Here is a 20,953-nt window from a genome sequence, read left to right as displayed (position 1 = left end):
GTCCCCCTCTTCATGAGGCCTCACCGCGAGGCCGTAGCGAGGACACCACCATGTACAAGCTTTTCTTCCGGCTGGTCTTCACCCGGATGGACCCCGAGGAAGCCCACTACCTGGCCTTCCGCTGGATCCGCCTCGCCGCCCGTGTCCCCGTGCTGCGGACGTTCGTCGCCGCCGCGCTGGCGCCCCGGTACGAGGAACTGCGCACCGAGGCCTTCGGGCTGCGGATGCACGGGCCCTTCGGGCTGGCGGCCGGTTTCGACAAGAACGCGGTCGCGATCGACGGGATGTCGATGCTCGGCTTCGACCACGTCGAGATCGGCACGGTCACGGGGGAGCCGCAGCCCGGCAACCCGAAGAAGCGGCTGTTCCGCCTTGTGCCGGACCGGGCGCTCATCAACCGCATGGGGTTCAACAACGAGGGTTCGCTGGCCGTGGCGGCCCGTCTGGCGAGCCGGGAGGCGGTCTTCAGGACCGTCGTCGGCGTCAACATCGGCAAGACCAAGGTCGTCCCCGAGGACGAAGCAGTCGCCGACTACGTGAAATCGACCGAGCGGCTGGCCGCGTACGCCGACTACCTCGTCGTCAACGTCAGCTCGCCCAACACGCCCGGCCTGCGCAATCTCCAGGCCACCGAGGCGCTGCGCCCCCTCCTCAGCGCCGTCCGCGAGGCCGCCGACCGTACGGTGACCACGCGCCGCGTCCCGCTGCTGGTGAAGATCGCGCCCGACCTCGCCGACGAGGACGTGGACGCCGTCGCCGACCTCGCCGTCGAACTGGGCCTGGACGGGATCATCGCCACGAACACCACCATCGCGCGCGAGGGACTCGGCCTGACCTCCGACCCCACCCTGGTGAAGGAGACCGGCGGCCTCTCCGGCGCACCCCTGAAGGCACGCTCCCTGGAGGTGCTGAGCCGCCTCTACGCGCGCGTGGGCGACCGGATCACCCTGGTGGGTGTCGGCGGCATCGAGAACGCCGAGGACGCCTGGCAGCGCATCCTGGCCGGTGCCACGCTCGTACAGGGCTACAGCGCCTTCGTATACGAGGGCCCGTTCTGGGGACGCGCCATCCACAAGGGCCTCGCGGCCCGCCTCCGCACGAGCCCGTACGCCACCCTCGCCGACGCTGTCGGCGCCGACGTGAGGAAGACCGTATGACAGTCCTGGAACCCTTCGGTGCCCGTCTGCGCCGCGCCATGGACGAGCGCGGCCCGCTCTGTGTCGGCATCGACCCGCACGCCTCCCTGCTCCTCGACTGGGGGCTGAACGACGACGTCGCCGGCCTGGAGCGGTTCAGCCGCACCGTCGTCGAGGCGCTGGCCGGACGGGTCGCGGTGATGAAGCCGCAGAGCGCGTTCTTCGAGCGGTTCGGGTCGCGCGGGATCGCCGTACTGGAGAAGACGGTCCAGGAGGCGCGGGAGGCCGGCACGCTGGTCGTGATGGACGCCAAGCGCGGCGACATCGGCTCCACCATGGCCGCGTACGCCGCAGCCTTTCTGGAGAAGGGCGCCCCACTGTTCTCGGACGCGCTCACCGTTTCGCCGTATCTCGGCTACGGCTCGCTGCAGCCGGCGGTCGACCTCGCACGGGAGAGCGGCGTGGGCCTGTTCGTACTGGCGCTGACGTCCAACCCCGAGGGCGGTCAGGTGCAGCACGCCGTCCGCGAGGACGGGCTGAACGTCGGCGCCACCATGCTGGCGTACCTCGCCGCGGAGAACGCGGGGGAGCGGCCCATGGGCTCCTTCGGCGCGGTCGTCGGGGCCACGCTCGGCGACATCTCGTCCTACGACCTCGACATCAACGGACCTCTCCTGGCGCCCGGGGTCGGTGCGCAGGGCGCGACCCCGGCCGATCTTCGCGGGGTGTTCGGGGCGGCGCTGCGGAACGTGGTTCCGAACGTCAGCCGAGGTGTTCTGCGTCACGGTCCCGAACTCGTCGCTCTGAGGGACGCGTCGGACCGCTTCGCGGACGAGATCCGGGCCGTCGTGGCCGCTACCTGAGGATTCGCACAGTTGGGCGGAGTCCTCCGATGAGTGACTTCCGGTCGCCTTGAGACTGAATACATTCTCAAATCCAGGGCAGTTTGACCGAAATATCCGACCTGGTGAAGGCTGACCAGGACTTTTCCGCTGTTCTCGCTGACTCTGGCGGACTTGGCCGCTAGTCTCCGACGAGAGCCAACGAGCGAGCGTGTTGCTCGTAGCTCACCAGGTGAGGGGCGATTAGGTTCCTCACCGGTCCGTATCCGACAGTTCGACATCCGAGGTGACGTAGGCGTGGCTCTTCCGCCCCTTACCCCTGAACAGCGCGCAGCCGCGCTCGAAAAGGCCGCCGCGGCTCGCCGGGAGCGGGCCGAGGTCAAGAATCGACTCAAGCACTCCGGCGCCTCCCTTCACGAGGTCATCAAGCAGGGCCGTGAGAACGACGTCATCGGCAAGATGAAGGTCTCCGCGCTGCTCGAATCGCTCCCGGGCGTGGGCAAGGTCCGCGCCAAGCAGATCATGGAGCGACTCGGTATCTCCGAGAGCCGCCGGGTGCGTGGCCTCGGGTCCAATCAAGTCGCATCCCTGGAGCGTGAGTTCGGCAGCACCGGCTCCTGAGTCCTGGCACCCCGGGATTCCTGGAATAATCGCCGCATGGCTGCAACATTCCGGGGGACGACCCCCGAGCCCCCGGACGTACGTCCGCGGCTGACCGTGCTCTCCGGCCCCTCGGGCGTCGGTAAGAGCACGGTCGTCGCCCATATGCGCAAGGCACACCCCGAGGTCTGGCTCTCGGTGTCGGCGACGACCCGAAAGCCACGCCCCGGTGAGCGGCACGGCGTCCACTACTTCTTCGTCACCGACGAGGAGATGGACAAGCTGATCGCCAATGGCGAGCTCCTGGAGTGGGCCGAGTTCGCCGGCAACCGCTACGGCACGCCGCGTGCGGCCGTGCTGGAGCGGCTGGAGTCCGGCGAGTCGGTCCTCCTGGAGATCGACCTCCAGGGCGCCCGGCAGGTCCGCGAGTCCATGGCGGACGCCCTGCTGGTGTTCCTGGCTCCTCCTTCCTGGGAGGAGCTGGTGCGCCGACTGACCGGGCGGGGCACCGAACCGCCCGAGGTGATCGAACGCCGCCTGGAGGCGGCCAAGATCGAACTGGCCGCCGAGCCGGAGTTCGACGAGACCCTGGTCAACACCTCTGTCAAGGACGTGGCGCGCGAGCTGCTAGCCTTGATGGAAGTTGTGTGATCGTTTTCGATCCCATCCCACCTTTCGGAAGGCAGAGCGTGTCCTCTTCCATCTCCACGCCCGAGGGCATCATCAACCCTCCGATCGACGAGCTCCTCGAAGCCACCGACTCGAAGTACAGCCTGGTGATCTACGCGGCCAAGCGTGCCCGCCAGATCAACGCGTACTACTCGCAGCTCGGCGAGGGCCTCCTTGAGTACGTCGGTCCGCTCGTGGACACCCACGTCCACGAGAAGCCGCTCTCGATCGCCCTGCGTGAGATCAACGCGGGACTGCTGACGTCCGAGGCCGTCGAGGGCCCCGCGCAGTAGTATTTTCAACTTTCGGCTCAGTTATCCACAGGCCCGACAGCGCGACTGTCGGGCCTGTGGTGTGTCATAGACGCGTACCGAGTCGGGTGTCGAGTCGCGTATCGAGTCAGGGGAGGCCCGATGGGCAAGCCGAAGGTCGTACTGGGGGTCAGTGGCGGCATCGCCGCGTACAAGGCCTGTGAGCTGCTGCGGAGGCTGACGGAGTCGGGCCACGACGTCCGCGTCGTGCCCACCGCCTCGGCCCTGCACTTCGTCGGCGCCGCGACCTGGTCCGCACTCTCCGGCCACCCCGTCTCCACGGAGGTCTGGGACGACGTCCATGAAGTCCCGCACGTCCGCATCGGCCAGCAGGCGGACCTGGTCGTCGTGGCCCCGGCGACCGCCGACACGCTCGCGAAGGCGGCCCACGGCCTCGCCGACGACCTGCTCACGAACACCCTGCTCACCGCCCGCTGTCCGGTCGTCTTCGCCCCCGCCATGCACACGGAGATGTGGGAGCACCCGGCCACCCGGGAGAACGTGGCGACGCTGCGCCGCCGCGGTGCCCTGGTCGTCGAACCGGCCGTGGGACGCCTCACCGGCGTCGACACGGGCAAGGGGCGACTGCCCGACCCTGCCGAGATCTTCGAGGTCTGCCGCCGGGTGCTGGCCAGGGGCGTGACGGACCCCGACCTGGTCGGCCGGCACGTCGTCGTCAGCGCCGGTGGCACCCGTGAGCCCCTCGACCCGGTCCGCTTCCTCGGCAACCGTTCCTCCGGCAAGCAGGGGTACGCGCTCGCCCGTACGGCCGCCGCGCGGGGCGCCCGGGTCACACTGATCGCCGCGAACACCGGCCTGCCGGACCCGGCAGGTGTGGACGTCGTGCCTGTGGGGACGGCCGTGCAGTTGCGCGAGGCCGTGCTGAAGGCGGCCGCGGACGCCGACGCCGTGGTGATGGCCGCGGCGGTCGCGGACTTCCGTCCGGCGGCGTACGCGGCCGGAAAAATCAAGAAGAAGGACGGCGAGGACCCCGAACCCGTCGCCCTGGTCCGGAATCCGGACGTTCTCGCGGAGATCTCGGCCGACCGCGCCAGAGCGGGCCAGGTGGTCGTCGGCTTCGCCGCGGAGACGGACGACGTCCTCGCCAACGGCCGTACGAAGCTGCGGCGCAAAGGATGCGACCTGCTCGTCGTGAACGAGGTGGGCGAACGCCGGACCTTCGGTTCCGAGGAGAACGAGGCCGTCGTGCTGGGCGCCGACGGCAGCGAGACCACTGTGCCGCACGGGCCGAAGGAGGCGCTGGCCGAGATCGTATGGGATCTGGTTGCCGGTCGCCTGGAGTGAGTGGTTCTGTCTCCCCGACAGATCGCGGACACCCCTTCATCCTCGCATTTCGGGGCGTGGCGCCCCTGGCGTCCAGCGCACATGATTGGGCAGAATGCCCGTGTCGCAGGTCATGACGCTTCCGAGAGGCGAGACGGAGGGGCCGATGGCCGAGTGCGACCGATAAACTGTTCTCGGACGACACCGGGCGCAGCTCCCGAGCCGTCCGCCAATGATCAGCCAGCAGCCGCTGCAACCACAGGGAGCGTTGTGTCCCGTCGCCTTTTCACCTCGGAGTCCGTGACCGAAGGTCACCCCGACAAGATCGCTGACCAGATCAGCGACACGATTCTCGACGCGCTTCTGCGCGAAGACCCCACGTCCCGCGTCGCCGTCGAGACGCTGATCACCACCGGCCTGGTGCATGTGGCCGGCGAGGTCACGACCAAGGCCTACGCACCCATCCCGCAACTGGTGCGCGACAAGATCCTGGAGATCGGCTACGACTCCTCGAAGAAGGGCTTCGACGGCGCCTCCTGCGGCGTGTCGGTGTCGATCGGCTCGCAGTCGCCGGACATCGCCCAGGGCGTGGACACGGCGTACGAGCAGCGCGTCGAGGGCGATGAGGACGAGCTCGACAAGCAGGGCGCCGGCGACCAGGGCCTGATGTTCGGCTACGCGACGGACGAGACCCCGGAGCTGATGCCGCTCCCGATCCACCTCGCGCACCGTCTCGCGCGCCGTCTGTCCGAGGTCCGCAAGAACGGGACGATCCCGTACCTGCGCCCCGACGGCAAGACGCAGGTCACCATCGAGTACGACGGTGACAAGGCGGTCCGCCTGGACACGGTCGTCGTCTCCTCGCAGCACGCGAGCGACATCGACCTGGACTCGCTCCTCGCCCCCGACATCCGCGAGTTCGTCGTGGAGCACGAGCTGAAGGCCCTCCTCGACGACGGCATCAAGCTGGAGACCGAGGGCTACCGCCTGCTGGTCAACCCCACCGGCCGCTTCGAGATCGGCGGCCCGATGGGTGACGCGGGCCTCACCGGCCGCAAGATCATCATCGACACGTACGGCGGCATGGCCCGCCACGGCGGCGGCGCCTTCTCGGGCAAGGACCCGTCCAAGGTCGACCGCTCCGCGGCGTACGCGATGCGCTGGGTCGCGAAGAACGTCGTCGCCGCGGGTCTGGCCTCGCGCTGCGAGGTCCAGGTCGCGTACGCGATCGGCAAGGCCGAGCCGGTGGGCCTCTTCGTGGAGACCTTCGGCACGGCCAAGGTCGACGCCGAGAAGATCGAGGCCGCGATCACGACGGTCTTCGACCTCCGCCCGGCCGCGATCATCCGCGACCTCGACCTGCTGCGCCCGATCTACGCCCAGACGGCGGCGTACGGACACTTCGGCCGCGAGCTGCCCGACTTCACGTGGGAGCGGACGGACCGCGTGGAGGCGCTGCGGAAGGCTGTGGGTCTGTAAGGCCTGCTGCGGACTTTGCTTGATTGATACGCCGAGGCCCGGCGCCCTGTAGGGGGCGCCGGGCCTCGGCGTACCGGTAAATGGCTGGCGGGGTGGGGGCGTGGGTTCTTACTGTGGCGGTCTCCCGGTGCGCGGGCCGCGGTTGCTTCGGTGGAGTGCGTCCGTTGGGCGTGCGGTGAATCTGGATTTTCCTGCCGCTGCCGACTTGATCTCGGGAGTTCGGACGCCGTCCGTTGTCAGTGGCGTTTGGTAAGAATGCAGACGTGAGCAGCGAGAACGGGCAGGGGAGCGGAGAGGGCGGCGGGGCCCGGGGTGGAGACGGGGCGCCGCCCGAGCAGCTCGCGTTGATTCGGGAGAGTGTGCGGCAGGCCAAGGCGCCGCGGGCCAAACCGCGGACCTGGCGGGGGGCCGCGCTGGCAAGGGAGTTGCCTGTCGCTCGGGTGCTGGTCGACAAGGGCGTGCTGCATCTCGACCGGTACTTCGACTATGCCGTGCCCGAAGAGCTGGATGCCGAGGCGCAGCCCGGGGTGCGGGTGCGGGTCAGGTTCGGGGCCGGGCGGCATCGGGTGCGGGACGGGCGCCGTGAGGGCGGGGGGCTCATCGACGGGTTCCTTGTGGCGCGTCTTGCCGAGTCCGACTACTCCGGGCCCCTGGCCGCGCTGGCGCAGGTCGTGTCCCCCGAGGTCGTGCTGAGCGAGGAGCTGCTGTCGCTGGCTCGGGCTGTCGCCGATCGGTACGCGGGGAGCCTCGCCGATGTGCTGCAACTGGCCGTTCCGCCGAGGAACGCCCGGGCCGAGAAAGCGGCCTCGGCCGCGGCACTGCCCGTCACCGGAGCACCGGATGCCGGAACCTGGGGGCGGTACGAGCGGGGAGGCGCGTTTCTCGAGGCGCTCGCCTCCGGGGGTGCGCCGCGTGCCGTGTGGAACGCCTTGCCCGGGCCGGAGTGGAGCGAGGAGCTGGCGCGGGCCGTCGGTGCGACGCTCGCCTCCGGGCGCGGGGCGCTCGTCGTCGTACCGGACGGGCGGGCCGTCGCGCGGGTCGACGCCGCCCTGACCTCCCTCTTGGGTGAGGGGCGGCACGCCGTGCTCACCGCCGACGCCGGCCCCGAGAAGCGGTACCGGGAGTGGCTCGCCGTGCGGCGGGGTGCCGTACGGGCGGTGGTCGGGACCCGGGCCGCCATGTTCGCGCCCGTCCGGGATCTGGGGCTCGTCGCGATCTGGGACGACGGCGACGACAGCCACAGTGAGCCGCACGCCCCGCAGCCACATGCGCGTGAGGTGCTGCTGCTGCGGGCCGCGCAGGACAAGTGCGCCTTCCTGCTGGGGAGTTGGAGCTGCACGGTGGAGGCCGCGCAGCTCGTCGAGAGCGGGTGGGCACGGCCGCTGGTCGCCGGGCGGGAGCAGGTGCGGGGGGCCGCCCCGCTCGTACGGACCGTGGGGGACGGGGATCTTGCCCGGGACGAGGCTGCCCGGGCCGCACGGCTGCCGACCCTCGCCTGGCAGGTGGTGCGGGACGGGCTGAAGCACGGGCCGGTGCTGGTGCAGGTGCCCCGCCGGGGATACGTACCGCGGCTGGCCTGCGCCCGCTGCCGGGAACCCGCACGGTGCCGGCACTGCGCCGGACCGATGGAGGCGCGGGACGCCGGGGCGCCGTGGTGCGCGTGGTGCGGGCGGGAGGAGACCGGCTGGCACTGTCCGGAGTGCGGTGGGTTCCGGCTGCGGGCGCAGATCGTGGGCGCGCGGCGGACCGCCGAGGAGCTGGGGCGGGCGTTTCCGGCCGTGCCCGTGCGGACCTCCGGGCGCGAGCATGTGCTGGACACGGTGCCGGGGACGCCCGCGCTCGTCGTGAGCACGCCCGGCGCCGAGCCCGTCGCCGAAGGTGGCTATGCGGCTGCCCTGCTGCTGGACGGGTGGGCCATGCTCGGGCGCCCCGACCTGCGGGCCGGGGAGGACGCGCTGCGGCGGTGGATGGCGGCTGCGGCACTCGTCCGGGGGCAGGGTGCGCGCGGGGAGGGGACGCCGGGCGGGACGGTCGTCGTGGTCGCCGAGCCCACCCTGCGGCCGGTGCAGGCGCTGGTGCGATGGGATCCCGTCGGGCACGCCGTGCGGGAGCTCTCGGAGCGTGCCGAGCTCGGGTTCCCGCCGGTGTCCAGGATGGCCTCCGTGGCCGGGACCGCGGAGGCCGTCGCGGGGTTCCTCGCCGCCGCGGAACTCCCGGGGGACGCGCAGGTGTTGGGGCCGGTGCCGTTGCCGGTCACGGCGGCGGGACGGCCACGTCGGGCGGGGGCGCCGCCGCCGGGGGAGCACTGGGAGCGTGCGTTGGTCCGGGTGCCACCGGGGAGCGGGTCCGCGCTGGCCGCCGCGCTGAAGGCGGCCCAGGCGGCGCGGATGGCTCGGGCGGGGCGGGGCGGGGAGGAGAGCGTGTGGGTGCGGATCGATCCGCCCGACATCGGGTGAGAAGGGGGTGGGCGTCGTCGGTCTGGACGCCTGCGGCGGCTGAGGCAGCGGGGTTCGCCCCCGCCGCCCTTACCCGTCCCATCCTCGGGGGCTCCGCCCCCGAACCCCCGGTCGCGCTGAAGGCGCTCGTCCTCAAACTCCCCCAGAGGGGGGACCCCCAGACGGGCTGAAAGTGGCTGGGCCTGGGGGTGTTGCATGACTCTGCCCTCCCGGGTGTGGTTCGGGAGGGCAGAGGGTGGGGGCGGGCGTCGGCTCGGGTCAGCCGTTGCGTGGGCCGGGGAAGGCCGAGGGCCTCGCCTCGTCGCGGAGGGTCGGGCTGCCCGCTGTCGGCTGGGTCGGCATCGAACGGGCCGCGGGGACCGTCGGCACCGCGGGCATGACGGTGCCGGCGCCGCTGACCGTCCCGACGCCGACCGTGCGGCCGGCCGAGGTCTCCGTGGCGCGCTCGGCGTCGGCCGCTGCCTGGGCGGCGGCGCGGCGGGCACCGTATCGGCGGTGGACGGCCTGCTTGGTGACCCCGAGCGCGGAACCCACCGCGTCCCACGAGAAGCCGAGCGAGCGGTCGAAGTCCACGGCGGCGGTGACCAGGGTCTCGACGCTGTCCCGCAGTTCCTGGGCGAGACGGACGGTCGGCGCGGGGGCACGTCCGTAGACGACGAAGCCCGTGGAGGGGCCGGAGCGTCGCGGGCGGTAGACGTTGCCCAACTGGGCGGTGAGCGTGCGCAGTGCGTCCACCTGCCGGCGGACCCGCTCGATGTCCCGCACCAGCAAGTGCAGGCTGGCCCGAGCCTGGGCGTCGTGGGTTGCGTGGTCGGCCATGAACAAGCCTCTCGAACCGGCGTTGAAAAGGAAGGGCCGCGCGGTGTGCGGCCCGTTGTGGTCAACTCTTTCTTGACCAACGCGATTTTGCGTGAGTGGTCACGGTGCGGGGGCGTAGGGGCATATGCGTACGCCCCCTGGAGTGCGGTCCTAGACTGGTGCGCTGCCCGCAGAATCCCGTCCGAGAGGCCCACGCCCACCCATGAGGCTTGTCTTCGCTGGTACCCCTGAGGTCGCCGTTCCCGCTCTGGATGCCCTGATCGGGTCGGGACGGCATGAAGTGGTCGCCGTCGTCACACGGCCCGACGCGCCTGCCGGGCGGGGACGCAGGCTGGTCGCCAGCCCCGTGGCCCAGCGGGCCGAGGAGGCCGGGATCGAGGTGCTGAAGCCTGTCAAACCCAGGGACGAGGAGTTCCTCGCGAGGCTGCGGGAGATCGGGCCCGACTGCTGTCCCGTGGTCGCGTACGGGGCCCTGCTGCCCCGCGTCGCCCTCGACATCCCCGCCCACGGCTGGGTCAACCTGCACTTCTCGCTGCTGCCCGCCTGGCGTGGCGCCGCGCCCGTGCAGCACTCCATCATGGGCGGCGACGAGATCACCGGCGCCTCCACCTTCCTCATCGAGGAGGGCCTCGACTCCGGGCCCGTCTACGGCACGGTGACCGAGACGATCCGGCCCACGGACACCAGCGGCGACCTGCTGACGCGGCTCGCCTTCGCCGGCTCCGGGCTGCTCGCCGCGACCATGGACGGCATCGAGGACGGGACCCTGAAGGCCGTACCGCAGCCCGCCGAGGGCATCACGCTCGCGCCGAAGATCACGGTCGAGGACGCGCACGTCGACTGGTCCGTGCCCGCCCTCCGGGCCGACCGGATCGTGCGCGGGTGCACTCCCGCGCCCGGCGCCTGGACCGTGTTCCGGGGCGAGCGGCTCAAGCTCATCCATGTCACGCCCGTGCCCGACCGCACCGATCTCGCGCCCGGCGTGCTCTCCGTGGGCAAGAACAACGTGTACGTCGGCACCGGGTCGTACGCCGTCGAGCTGCTCTGGGTGCAGGCTCAGGGGAAGAAGCCGATGCGTGCCGCCGACTGGGCACGCGGCGTGCGGATCGCCGACGGCGAGGTGCTCGGCGGCTGAGCCGTTCTCGCGGCCCGTTCCAGCGCGGCACCGCGAGATCCCGGCCCGCCCGACACGACGTACGCTGGAAACCGCACCCCTTTTCCCGTATCCGGAGCACCTTTTTCGTGAGCGAGCAGCCCCGTCGGCCACACAAGCCCGGCAAGCCCTACCGTCGGCCCCAGAAGGACCCCGTCCGTATCCTCGCCTTCGAGGCGCTGCGGGCCGTGGACGAGCGGGACGCGTACGCCAATCTGGTGTTGCCGCCGCTCCTGCGGGCGGCCCGGGCGAAGGGGGACTTCGACGGGCGGGACGCGGCTCTCGCGACCGAGCTGGTGTACGGGACGCTGCGTCGGCAGGGGACCTACGACGCCGTGATCGGCGAATGCGTCGACCGGCCGCTGCGCGAGGTCGATCCGCCGGTGCTCGATGTGCTGAGCCTCGGCGTGCACCAGCTGCTCGGGACGCGCATCCCCACGCACGCCGCCGTGTCCGCCTCGGTCGAGCTGGCCAGGGTCGTGCTCGGCGACGGGCGCGCCAAGTTCGTGAACGCCGTGCTCCGCAAGGTCGCCCAGCACGATCTCGACGCCTGGATCGAGCGGGTCGCGCCGCCCTACGACGACGATCCCGAGGATCACCTCGCCGTGGTGCACTCGCATCCCCGGTGGGTCGTTTCCGCGCTGTGGGATTCCCTCGGTGGCGGACGCGCCGGGATCGAGGAGCTGCTCGCCGCCGACAACGAGCGGCCCGAGGTCACCCTGGTCGCCCGGCCCGGGCGGTCCACCACCGAGGAACTGCTCCAGGAAGAGGCCGCGGTGCCGGGGCGCTGGTCGCCGTACGCCGTGCGGCTCGCCGAGGGCGGCGAACCCGGGGCCATCGACGCCGTACGGGACGGGCGTGCGGGCGTACAGGACGAGGGCAGCCAGCTCGTCGCACTCGCCCTGGCCAACGCCCCGCTCGACGGGCCCGACAAGGCCTGGCTCGACGGGTGTGCCGGGCCCGGCGGCAAGGCCGCGCTGCTCGCCGCCCTCGCCGCGGAGCGGGGTGCGCTGCTGCTCGCCTCCGAGAAGCTGCCGCACCGGGCCGGTCTGGTCGCGAAGGCACTGAACGGCAATCCGGGCCCCTACCAGGTCGTTGTGGGGGACGGAACCAGACCGCCGTGGCGGGCCGGCAGTTTCGACCGGGTGCTGATGGACGTGCCGTGCACCGGGCTCGGGGCGCTGCGCAGGCGCCCCGAGGCGCGCTGGCGGAGACGCCCCGAGGACCTGGAGGGCTTCGCGCCGCTCCAGCGAGCGCTGCTGGCCACCGCGCTGGAGTCGGTCCGTGTCGGCGGGATCGTCGGCTACGCCACCTGCTCGCCGCACCTCGCCGAGACCCGGGCCGTTGTCGACGACCTGATCAAGCAGCACCCGAACACCGAACTCGTCGACGCCCGGCCGCTGTTGGAGGGCGTGACCGACCTCGGCGACGGTCCTGACGTACAGCTGTGGCCGCATCTGCACGGGACCGACGCCATGTATCTGGCTCTCATCCGCCGGACCGGTTGACCTCCGGGGCGGACTCCCGGGACGTTGCCCCGCCGTCCTCCCTGGCCAGCCGGTGCGGCCACCACACCTTCGGGCCCACGTCCAGGAACAGGGCCGGGACCAGCACCGACCGGACGACGAACGTGTCCAGGACCACGCCCAGGGCCACCGCGAAGCCGATCTCCGCGAACGCCACCATGGGCAGCGTGCCCAGGGCCGCGAACGTGCCGGCCAGGACCAGGCCCGCCGAGGTGATGACCGCGCCGGTCGTCGACAGGCCAGTCACCACGCCCTTGCGGGTGCCCTGACGGGCCGCCTCCTCGCGGATCCGGGTGGTCAGGAAGATGTTGTAGTCGATGCCCAGCGCCACCAGGAACACGAAGACGAAGAGCGGGAAGTCCGTCGACTCGCCCGCATAGTCGAACAGGTGGCGGAAGGCGAGGGCGCTGATACCCAGGGCCGCCGCGAAGGACAGCACCACCGTGCCGATCAGCAGCAGCGGGGCGATCAGGGCCCGGAGCAGGGCGCAGAGGATCAGCAGAACCACCGCCAGGACCAGCGGGATGATCAGCATGTTGTCGTGCGTCGTCGCCTTGTCCATGTCCAGGATGGCGGCCGTACCGCCGCCCACCTGGGCGTCGGCGTCCGGCACCGCGTGCACGGCGTCCCGGACCCGCTCCACGGTCTGTTTCGCGGCCTCGCTGTCCGCCGGGGCGCTCATCGTGGCCTCGAACAGCACCTTGCCCTCGTGGGAGGACTTCGTGCCCGGCGGCAGACCGAGGGATGTCGGCACCACGCCACGCGTCTCCGCGACCGCCCGGCCGACCTCCTGGGCCTGTGCCTGGTTGCTGATGACGACGAGAGGGTCACCGCTGCCCGCCGGGAAGTAGCGCGCGGACACCTCCTGGCCGACGATCGAGTCCGGCTTGTCGGTGAACGCGTCGGCGTTGCTCAGCCCCTCGGCGCGCAGCTGCATCAGGCCGAACGAGCATGCGATCAGAGCCGCCGCCGTGATGCCCCAGATCATGCGCGGGCGGATCGCGATGCCTCGGCCCGTCCGGGCCCACAGGCCGCGCTCGGTCGGGTCGGGCGAGTCGTTGTGCGGGATCACCGGCCAGAAGATCCAGCGGCCGCAGATCACCAGCAGGGCGGGGAACAGGGTGATCATGGCCAGCAGGGCCACCGCCACACCGATCGCGGCCACCGGGCCCAGGCCGCTGGTCGAGTTCATCTCGGCGGCCACCAGCACCAGCATGCCGAGCACGACCGTCGCGCCCGACGCGATGACGGCGGGGCCCGCGCGGTGCAGGGCCAGGGACATCGCCTCGTGGCGGTCCTCGTGGCGGCGCAGCTCCTCCCGGTAGCGGGCGACCAGGAGCAGGGCGTAGTCCGTCCCCGCGCCGAACACCAGCACGGTGAGGATGCCGGCGCTCTGTCCGTTCACCGTCAGACCCGCGTGTTCGGCGAGGAAGTAGATCAGTGCCTGCGCGGTGAACAGGGCAGCGACCACGCCCAGCAGGGGCACAAGGATCAGGGTGGGGCTGCGATAGGTGAGCAGCAGCATCACGATGACGACGCCCATCGCCGAGAGCAGCAGCGTCGAGTCGATGCCCTCGAAGGCCTCCGAGAAGTCCGCCGACGTACCGCCAGGACCCGTGATGTGCACGGCCAGCCCGGCCGCACCGGTACCGGCGGCGGCCCGGATGGAGTCGACGGCGGGCGCGATCCGCTCCCAGCCCTTCTCGTCCATCGTGATGGGTACGAAGATCTGCGCGGCCCGTGGATCGGAGGCCCGGTCGTACACCGGGCCCCGGGTCTCGGAGCCCCGGATGCCGTGGTCGCTCAGCTGCTCGATCCGCGCGGCGCCCGCGGTGATCCGGGCCCGGTCCGCCGCCGTGAGGCCGCTCCCGCGCGCGTAGACGACGATCGCGGGGATCTGCTCGGGCCTGAAGTCCTCGGAGAGATGGAGGACCTGGGTGGACTCGGCGGACCCCGGCAGCCAGGAGGCGGCGTCGTTGTCCTGGGCGTCCGTGAGCTTCTGGGCGAAGGGCGCGACAAACACGAGCAGCACCAGCCACAGAGCCAACACCACCCACTTGGAGCGCCGCCCACAGACGAGATGAGCAATCCCACGGTTCCCGTTCACACCAACCTCCGCTGATCCCGCCCAGGGGCGCGGGGAACTGCGCGAGCAACCACGACGGACCCGCAGACCGCGCACCACCCTTGCCAGAACGGACCCGCACGCGCAACCCCCGGAGGGCATGGCAGGCTTGGGGCATGGCCGCGCAGATCAACCCCAGTATCCTGTCCGCAGACTTCGCCCGACTCGCCGAGGAGGCGAAGGCGGTCGAAGGGGCCGACTGGCTTCATGTCGATGTGATGGACAACCATTTCGTACCGAACCTCACGCTGGGTGTGCCGGTCGTAGAGTCCCTGGCCCGGGCGACGGACACCCCGCTGGACTGTCACCTGATGATCGAGGACCCCGATCGATGGGCTCCGCAGTACGTGGAAGCGGGTGCCGGTTCCGTCACCTTCCATGTGGAGGCAGCCGCCGCTCCGGTGCGGCTCGCCCGTGAGATCCGGGCGAAGGGCGCCCGGGCCTCCATGGCCCTCAAGCCCGCGACCCCGATCGAGCCGTACGAGGACCTGCTGCCCGAACTCGACATGCTGCTGATCATGACGGTCGAGCCGGGCTTCGGCGGCCAGGCGTTTCTCGACATCATGCTCCCCAAGATTCGCCGCACCCGCGAGTTGATCAGCAAGCACGGCCTCGAACTGTGGCTCCAGGTCGACGGAGGCGTCGCCGCCTCCACCATCGAGCGCTGTGCCGAGGCCGGCGCCGATGTCTTCGTCGCCGGATCGGCGGTCTACGGCGCCGCGGACCCGGCCGAGGCGGTACGTGCACTGCGCACCCAGGCGCAGACGGCGACCGCCGGTGCGTCCTGGGCGTGCGGCCACTGAGCCAAGGGAACGTGAACGACGTACTTCTGGGCAGATCAAGTACTCGGGATCTGACAGGATGAACGGCGAATCCAGAATGTGAACAGCAGCGATGTAAAAGCAGTGAGGAGATCGCCGTGTCGGGTATGTCGGCTGGCCGGTCAGCCATGCGGATGGGACCCGCTGAGCTGGTGCAGGCGGCGGCCATGGCCCGCCGCTTCTACCTGGAGGGCAAGTCCAAGATCCAGATCGCCGAGGAGTTCGGCGTCAGCCGCTTCAAGGTGGCCAGGGTCCTGGAGACCGCTCTCGAACGGGATCTGGTGCGGATCGAGATCCGTGTCCCGGCCGAACTGGACGCCGAGCGCTCGGACGCGCTGCGTGCCCGGTACGGCCTCAGGCACGCGGTCGTGGTCGAGTCCCCGGCCGAGGCCGCCGAGGAGTCACCCGATCCCGAGAACCTCGGTGAAGTGGCCGCCGACCTGCTCGGCGAGCTGGTCAACGAAGGCGATGTGCTGGGTCTCGCGTGGGGCCGGTCCACCATCCACATGGCGGCTGCCCTCGACCGGCTGCCGCCCTGCACGGTGGTCCAGTTGACGGGGGTGTACGACGCCGGAACCGCCGAGCGCGGTTCGGTCGAGGCGGTTCGCCGCGCCGCCCAGGTGTCGGGCGGGGACGCCCACCCCATCTACGCCCCGATGCTGCTGCCCGACGCGGCCACCGCCGCCGCGCTGCGCAACCAGACCGGGATCGCGCGGGCCTTCGAGTACTTCGACAAGGTGACCGTCGCCTGCGTCTCCATCGGCTCCTGGGAGGCCGGTATCTCGACGGTGCACGACATGCTCAGCGACGAGGAACGCGGCCACTACGCGTCCCTGGGTGTCGCCGCCGAGATGTCCGCGCACCTCTTCGACAGCGAAGGGCGCCGGGTCGGACGTGACCTCGGTGAGCGGTGCATCACCGTCAAGACGGACCAGCTCCGCCGGGTCCCCGAGGTCGTCGCGATCGCGGGCGGGCAGCGCAAGGCCGCGGCGATCGACGCGGTGCTGCGGTCCGGGCTGGTCACCAGCCTGGTCACGGACACCTCGGCCGCGGACTACCTGATGACGGCGGGCCCGACGCCGAAGCCGGCACTCAACAGGGCGGACCCGGACGGGATCTGACGGGTTGTGAAGTCGCGGGCGGTGCCCGGGTTCCCTTTCGGGGCCCGGGCACCGCTCTGTTCGATCGCCGCGTACAGGGGGATGGGGTCATCGGTCGTGCTCGTCGCCCTCCGGGTCCAGGCGCGGCAGGATCCGGTCGAGCCGGCGGGGTGTCCACCAGGCGCGGGCACCCAGCAGCGTCATGACCGCCGGCACCAGCAGCAGCCGTACGACCGTCGCGTCGATGAGCACGCTGACGGCGAGTCCCAGGCCGAGCATCTTCACCACCACGTTGTCGCTCACGACGAACGCGGCGAAGACGCTGACCATGATCAGGGCCGCGCAGGTGATCACCCGGGCGGTGATCTCCAGGGCATGGGCCACGGACGCCCGTGCGTCGCCGGTGCGCAGCCAGGCCTCGTGGACACGGGAGAGCAGGAAGATCTCGTAGTCCATGCTGAGCCCGAAGATGATCGCGAACATCATCATCGGTACGTAGCTCTCGATGGGCACCTTGCCCGTCACACCCAGTGCGGGCCCGCCCCAGCCCCACTGGAAGACGGCCACGACGACGCCGTACGAGGCCGCGATCGACAGGACGTTGAGCACGGCGGCCTTCAGCGCCACCAGCAGGCCTCGGAAGACGGCCAGGATGATCAGGAAGGCGAGGGCGACGACCACGCCGATGATCAGCGGGAGGCGGCTCGCGACGATGTCCCGGAAGTCGACCTGGGCGGCGGTCGTGCCGGTCACATAGCCGTGCGCGGCCGTTCCGGAGACTGCTTCGGGCAGGGTGTCGTCGACCAGGCGGTTCGTCAGGTCGGTGGTCGTTTCGCTCTGCGGAGCCGCCTTGGAGTAGACCGTGCCGATCAGGACGTCGCCGTCCTTCGTCGCGGTGAGCGGGGTGGCGGTCGCGGCGCCCGATACGTCCGTCAGCGCCTTGGACGCCTTCGAGGCGAGGGCGGAGCGCTGGTCGGAGGGCACCTTGGTCTGGTCGATGACGACGGTCAGCGGGCCGTTGGAGCCGGGTCCGAAGGACTGCGCCATGATGTCGTACGCCCGCCGGTCCGTGAACGACTTCGGATCGGCGCCGTCCCCGATGTGGCCGAGCTGGATGGACGCCACCGGGATCGCCAGCACCAGAACCACCAGGACCCCGCCGGCCAGGAACCACCAGGGGCGCCGCTCGACGCGCTGTGCGTAGCGGTGCCAGGCGCCGTGTCCCTCGGCATCGTCGGAGCCGGCCTCGGCGACCGGGCGGCGTACCCGGTAGCGGTCGATACGGTGGCCGATGAGCCCCAGCAGGGCAGGGACCAGCGTGAGAGCGCCCACGACCGCGGAGACCACCGTCACGGCGGCGGCCACCCCCAGTTTGCCGATGAAGGCGACCCCGGAGACGGACAGCCCCGCCAGCGCGACGATCACCGTGCACCCGGAGACCAGGACGGCCCTTCCGCTGGTGGCGGTGGCCCGGCCTGCCGCCCGTACCGGATCGTCGCCGTTCATCAGGTTCTGCCGGTGCCGGGTGATCAGGAACAGCGCGTAGTCGATGCCCACGCCGAGGCCGATCATGGTGGCCAGTGTGGGGGAGACCGTGGCGAAGGTGAACGCCGCCGCGAGCAGCCCGAGGGAGGCCAGTCCGCCGATCACGCTGATCAGCGCGGTCAGCAGGGGGATGCCGGCGGCGAGGACGCTGCCGAAGCCGACCAGCAGGACGACGATCGCCACCGCGAACCCGATCAGCTCGCTGACCCGGTCGTCGGCGGCGGGCCGGGCCAGCTCGCCCAGTGGTCCCCCGTACTCGACCTGCACACCGGCCGTCCGCAGCGGCTTCACGGAGTCGTCGACGCCGTCGAGATAGTCGTCGTCGAGGGTGGACGGCTGGACGTCGAACCGAACGGTGATGTAGCCGGTCTTCGCGTCGCCGGCGAGCGGGCCGACGGTCTGCTTGCCGGCGGGCTGGGATCCCGGCGGTGGCAGCGGGTTCTGGACGGACAGGACATGCGGGAGTTTCTGCAGGTCGGCGACGGTCTGGGACATCTGCGTGGACATGGAGGTGAGGGGCTTGGCCGAGTCCCGCAGCACGATCTGGCTGCCGTAGCCGCCGGCCGCCGGATCGTGTTTCTTCAGTACGTCGAGGCCCTGCTGCGACTGGACGCCGGGCAGGGAGAAGTTGTCGGAGTAGTCACCGCCGAAGGAACGGTTGAGTACCTGGAGCGCGGCGAGCGCGATCAGCCAGGCCACGATGACGATCACGAAGTGCCGGGCACACCACTCGCCCAGCCGGCGCAGTCTCCCACGCGAGTCCTTGCGTTCCCCCGATGCAGGTGCTGGTGTTGCTGTCGACGATGACATGCGCGGCTCCCACCGGAGACTGCCGGTCATCTTCATTGAACGACCAGCCGATCGACGTGTCCTGTTGGCAGGCTGTCGTCCAGGTTCTCGTGCAGGTTCTCGTGCAGGTTTTCGCCCGGTTTCCCGCCCGGGTCCTCGTTGTCATGGGTCGGGCGGTGGGATCTACTACAGCGATGATCACTTCGACCCTTCGCGACTCCTCACGGTGGTGCTGAGATGACCGACCACCCGCTCGCTCCGGTGTTCGCCGGCCGCGCGCCCGCCGGTGTCCTGTCCTGGCCCGCCGCGCTGCCGTACGAGCGCGCGCTCGAAGCCGCCCGCGAGGCGGGCTGGGAGAGCGCCGACCTCGACCTCGCCGATGTGTCGGACAAGGCCGGGCTGATGACGGCCTGTGCCACCGCGATGCGCTTCCCGGACCACTTCGGCTCGAACTGGGACGCCCTGGCGGACTGTCTCGGCGATCTGCAGTGGTGGCCCGCGAGCCGAGGCAGGCTCCTGCTCGTCCGCAACTGGCAGGCGTACGCGGCGGCCCGGCCCGAGGAGTGGAACACGCTCCAGGAGATCTTCGCCGACGCCGCCGCGAGCTGGCGGGAGACGGAGACGGGGCTGGCGGTGGTGATGGTGCTCGCCTGAAGCCTGTGCCGTCGTGTGCCGTCGTACGGCGTCGAGGCGGTGGCGGTCCGTCGGAGGATGCCACGAGTCGTCCCGCGATCCGTCTGGACGATCCGACCAGGCGATTTCAGGTCAGCGGCATGGGACAATGAGGTACGTGCTCTTCCCCCTGGCTGTCCTGTCCGGGGGCCACCTCTGATCGACCGGGATGTGCAGCACGTGCGTTTCCTCAACGACATCCAGCCTCCGTACGACCTGACGTACGACGACGTCTTCATGGTCCCGAGCCGTTCCGCCGTGGGCTCCCGGCAGGCCGTGGACCTCAGCTCCCCGGACGGTACGGGCACCACGATCCCGTTGGTCGTCGCCAACATGACGGCCATCGCGGGCCGCCGGATGGCCGAGACGGTCGCGCGGCGCGGCGGGCTCGTCGTCATCCCGCAGGACATCCCGATCGAGGTCGTCACCGACGTCGTCACCTGGGTGAAGAGCCGCCACCTCGTGCTCGACACACCGATCATGCTCGCCCCTCACCAGACCGTCGCCGACGCCCTCGCCCTGCTGCCCAAGCGGGCGCACAACGCGGGTGTGGTCGTCGACGCCGAGCAGCGGCCGGTCGGTGTGGTCACCGACGCCGACCTGACCGGTGTGGACCGTTTCACCCAGCTCTCCGAGGTCATGTCGAAGGACCTGCTGCTCCTCGACGCCGACATCGACCCGCGCGAGGCCTTCAACCGCCTGGACGGCGCCAACCGCCGGTACGCGCCCGCCGTCGACGCCGAGGGCAGGCTCGCGGGCATCCTCACCCGCAAGGGCGCCCTGCGTGCGACCCTCTACACACCGGCCACGGATGTGAACGGGAAGCTGCGTATCGCCGCCGCCGTCGGCATCAACGGCGATGTGGCCGGAAAGGCGCAGCAACTGCTCGACGCGGGCGTCGACACGCTCGTCATCGACACCGCGCACGGTCACCAGGAGTCGATGCTCAGCGCGATCAAGCTGGTCCGCGACCTCGACCCGCGCGTCCCGATCGCCGCGGGCAACATCGTCGCCGCCGAGGGCGTCAAGGACCTCATCGAGGCGGGCGCCGACATCATCAAGGTCGGCGTCGGACCGGGCGCCATGTGCACCACCCGCATGATGACGGGCGTGGGCCGGCCGCAGTTCTCGGCGGTCATGGAGTGCGCGGCCGAGGCGAAGAAGTACGGCAAGCACGTGTGGGCGGACGGCGGGGTGCGCCATCCCCGCGACGTGGCGATGGCGCTGGCCGCCGGTGCGTCCAACGTGATGGTCGGCTCCTGGTTCGCGGGGACGTACGAGTCCCCGGGCGACCTTCAGCAGGACGCCGCCGGGCACCTCTACAAGGAGTCGTTCGGCATGGCTTCGGCGCGTGCGGTGCGCAACCGTACGTCGGAGGAGTCGGCGTACGACCGGGCCCGCAAGGCGCTGTTCGAGGAGGGCATCTCCACGTCCCGGATGTTCCTCGACCCGGCCCGTCCGGGCGTGGAGGACCTGATCGACTCGATCATCGCGGGAGTCCGCTCCTCCTGTACCTACGCCGGAGCCAACTCCCTCGCGGAGTTCGCCCAGAAGGCCATCGTCGGAGTCCAGAGCGCCGCCGGGTACGCGGAGGGCAAGCCGCTCCACGCCAGCTGGAGCTGAGCC

Annotated in this window: 17 protein-coding genes; 14 read left to right on the top strand and 3 right to left on the bottom strand. The window is 70.9% G+C overall.

The features are described 5' to 3' along the window. The first annotated feature begins 50 nt into the window (after window positions 1-50). The 8 genes from OHN74_RS06810 to OHN74_RS06775 all read left to right on the top strand — a co-directional run bounded on the left by OHN74_RS06810 (window position 51) and on the right by OHN74_RS06775 (window position 8,777). Window positions 51-1,157 carry a quinone-dependent dihydroorotate dehydrogenase gene (locus OHN74_RS06810; RefSeq protein WP_327693631.1) on the top strand — a complete coding sequence of 369 codons (1,107 nt, stop codon included), beginning with the start codon at window positions 51-53 and terminating at the stop codon, window positions 1,155-1,157. Beyond that, complete coding sequence (gene pyrF / locus OHN74_RS06805) at window positions 1,154-1,999, top strand: orotidine-5'-phosphate decarboxylase (protein ID WP_327693630.1); 846 nt, start codon at window positions 1,154-1,156, stop codon at window positions 1,997-1,999. The genes OHN74_RS06810 and pyrF overlap by 4 nt, the downstream gene beginning before the upstream one ends. A gap of 276 nt (window positions 2,000-2,275) precedes the next feature. Next, window positions 2,276-2,599, top strand: a complete 324-nt coding sequence (locus OHN74_RS06800; RefSeq protein ID WP_164315001.1) for an integration host factor — start codon at window positions 2,276-2,278, stop codon at window positions 2,597-2,599. Between the two features lie 36 nt (window positions 2,600-2,635). Continuing rightward, window positions 2,636-3,229 carry a guanylate kinase gene (gene gmk, locus OHN74_RS06795; protein WP_327693629.1) on the top strand — a complete coding sequence of 198 codons (594 nt, stop codon included), beginning with the start codon at window positions 2,636-2,638 and terminating at the stop codon, window positions 3,227-3,229. A 38-nt stretch (window positions 3,230-3,267) separates the two neighbouring features. Then, the gene (gene rpoZ / locus OHN74_RS06790) at window positions 3,268-3,540 is read left to right on the top strand and encodes a DNA-directed RNA polymerase subunit omega (protein WP_006382157.1); all 273 of its coding nucleotides are present in this window, start codon (window positions 3,268-3,270) and stop codon (window positions 3,538-3,540) included. 120 nt (window positions 3,541-3,660) lie between these two features. After that, window positions 3,661-4,863, top strand: a complete 1,203-nt coding sequence (coaBC, locus tag OHN74_RS06785; RefSeq protein WP_327693628.1) for a bifunctional phosphopantothenoylcysteine decarboxylase/phosphopantothenate--cysteine ligase CoaBC — start codon at window positions 3,661-3,663, stop codon at window positions 4,861-4,863. Between the two features lie 249 nt (window positions 4,864-5,112). Then, window positions 5,113-6,321, top strand: coding sequence for a methionine adenosyltransferase (gene metK / locus OHN74_RS06780; protein ID WP_327693627.1), 1,209 nt, complete (start codon window positions 5,113-5,115; stop codon window positions 6,319-6,321). A 263-nt stretch (window positions 6,322-6,584) separates the two neighbouring features. Next, window positions 6,585-8,777 (top strand): primosomal protein N', encoded by a 2,193-nt coding sequence (locus OHN74_RS06775; protein ID WP_327693626.1) that lies wholly within the window; start codon window positions 6,585-6,587, stop codon window positions 8,775-8,777. Between the two features lie 258 nt (window positions 8,778-9,035). Here OHN74_RS06775 and OHN74_RS06770 read toward each other — a convergent pair whose 3' ends face one another. Then, the gene (locus OHN74_RS06770) at window positions 9,036-9,596 is read right to left on the bottom strand and encodes a hypothetical protein (RefSeq protein ID WP_327693625.1); all 561 of its coding nucleotides are present in this window, start codon (window positions 9,594-9,596) and stop codon (window positions 9,036-9,038) included. Between the two features lie 202 nt (window positions 9,597-9,798). On the opposite strand from OHN74_RS06770, the gene fmt reads away from it, so the two are divergent. Together fmt and OHN74_RS06760 are read left to right on the top strand one after the other, a co-directional pair. Continuing rightward, complete coding sequence (gene fmt / locus OHN74_RS06765; protein ID WP_327693624.1) at window positions 9,799-10,731, top strand: methionyl-tRNA formyltransferase; 933 nt, start codon at window positions 9,799-9,801, stop codon at window positions 10,729-10,731. 107 nt (window positions 10,732-10,838) lie between these two features. Continuing rightward, window positions 10,839-12,257, top strand: a complete 1,419-nt coding sequence (locus tag OHN74_RS06760) for an RsmB/NOP family class I SAM-dependent RNA methyltransferase (RefSeq protein ID WP_327693623.1) — start codon at window positions 10,839-10,841, stop codon at window positions 12,255-12,257. Here OHN74_RS06760 and OHN74_RS06755 read toward each other — a convergent pair. Then, window positions 12,238-14,382 carry an MMPL family transporter gene (locus tag OHN74_RS06755; RefSeq protein WP_327693622.1) on the bottom strand — a complete coding sequence of 715 codons (2,145 nt, stop codon included), beginning with the start codon at window positions 14,380-14,382 and terminating at the stop codon, window positions 12,238-12,240. The two genes, OHN74_RS06760 and OHN74_RS06755, sit on opposite strands and share 20 nt — an antisense overlap. 134 nt (window positions 14,383-14,516) lie before the next feature. Here OHN74_RS06755 and rpe point away from each other — a divergent pair, with 134 nt between their 5' ends. Together rpe and OHN74_RS06745 are read left to right on the top strand one after the other, a co-directional pair. After that, window positions 14,517-15,203 carry a ribulose-phosphate 3-epimerase gene (gene rpe / locus OHN74_RS06750; RefSeq protein ID WP_327693621.1) on the top strand — a complete coding sequence of 229 codons (687 nt, stop codon included), beginning with the start codon at window positions 14,517-14,519 and terminating at the stop codon, window positions 15,201-15,203. A gap of 146 nt (window positions 15,204-15,349) precedes the next feature. After that, entirely contained in the window at window positions 15,350-16,342 is a 993-nt protein-coding gene (locus OHN74_RS06745) for a sugar-binding transcriptional regulator (protein ID WP_327693620.1), read from the top strand. 87 nt (window positions 16,343-16,429) lie between these two features. Here the strand turns inward: OHN74_RS06745 and OHN74_RS06740 are convergent, their stop codons facing one another. Beyond that, window positions 16,430-18,676: an MMPL family transporter gene (locus OHN74_RS06740; protein ID WP_327693619.1), complete on the bottom strand. Its 2,247-nt coding sequence runs from the start codon at window positions 18,674-18,676 to the stop codon at window positions 16,430-16,432. A gap of 216 nt (window positions 18,677-18,892) precedes the next feature. Between OHN74_RS06740 and OHN74_RS06735 the strand changes: the two genes are divergently transcribed. Together OHN74_RS06735 and OHN74_RS06730 are read left to right on the top strand one after the other, a co-directional pair. Next, the gene (locus OHN74_RS06735; RefSeq protein WP_327693618.1) at window positions 18,893-19,309 is read left to right on the top strand and encodes a barstar family protein; all 417 of its coding nucleotides are present in this window, start codon (window positions 18,893-18,895) and stop codon (window positions 19,307-19,309) included. 198 nt (window positions 19,310-19,507) lie between these two features. Next, entirely contained in the window at window positions 19,508-20,950 is a 1,443-nt protein-coding gene (locus OHN74_RS06730) for a GuaB1 family IMP dehydrogenase-related protein (protein WP_327700022.1), read from the top strand. Window positions 20,951-20,953 lie beyond the last annotated feature (3 nt).

Source organism: Streptomyces sp. NBC_00459, from assembly GCF_036013955.1.
GTDB lineage: Bacteria > Actinomycetota > Actinomycetes > Streptomycetales > Streptomycetaceae > Streptomyces.
This window is presented reverse-complemented; position numbering and strand designations above follow the sequence as displayed.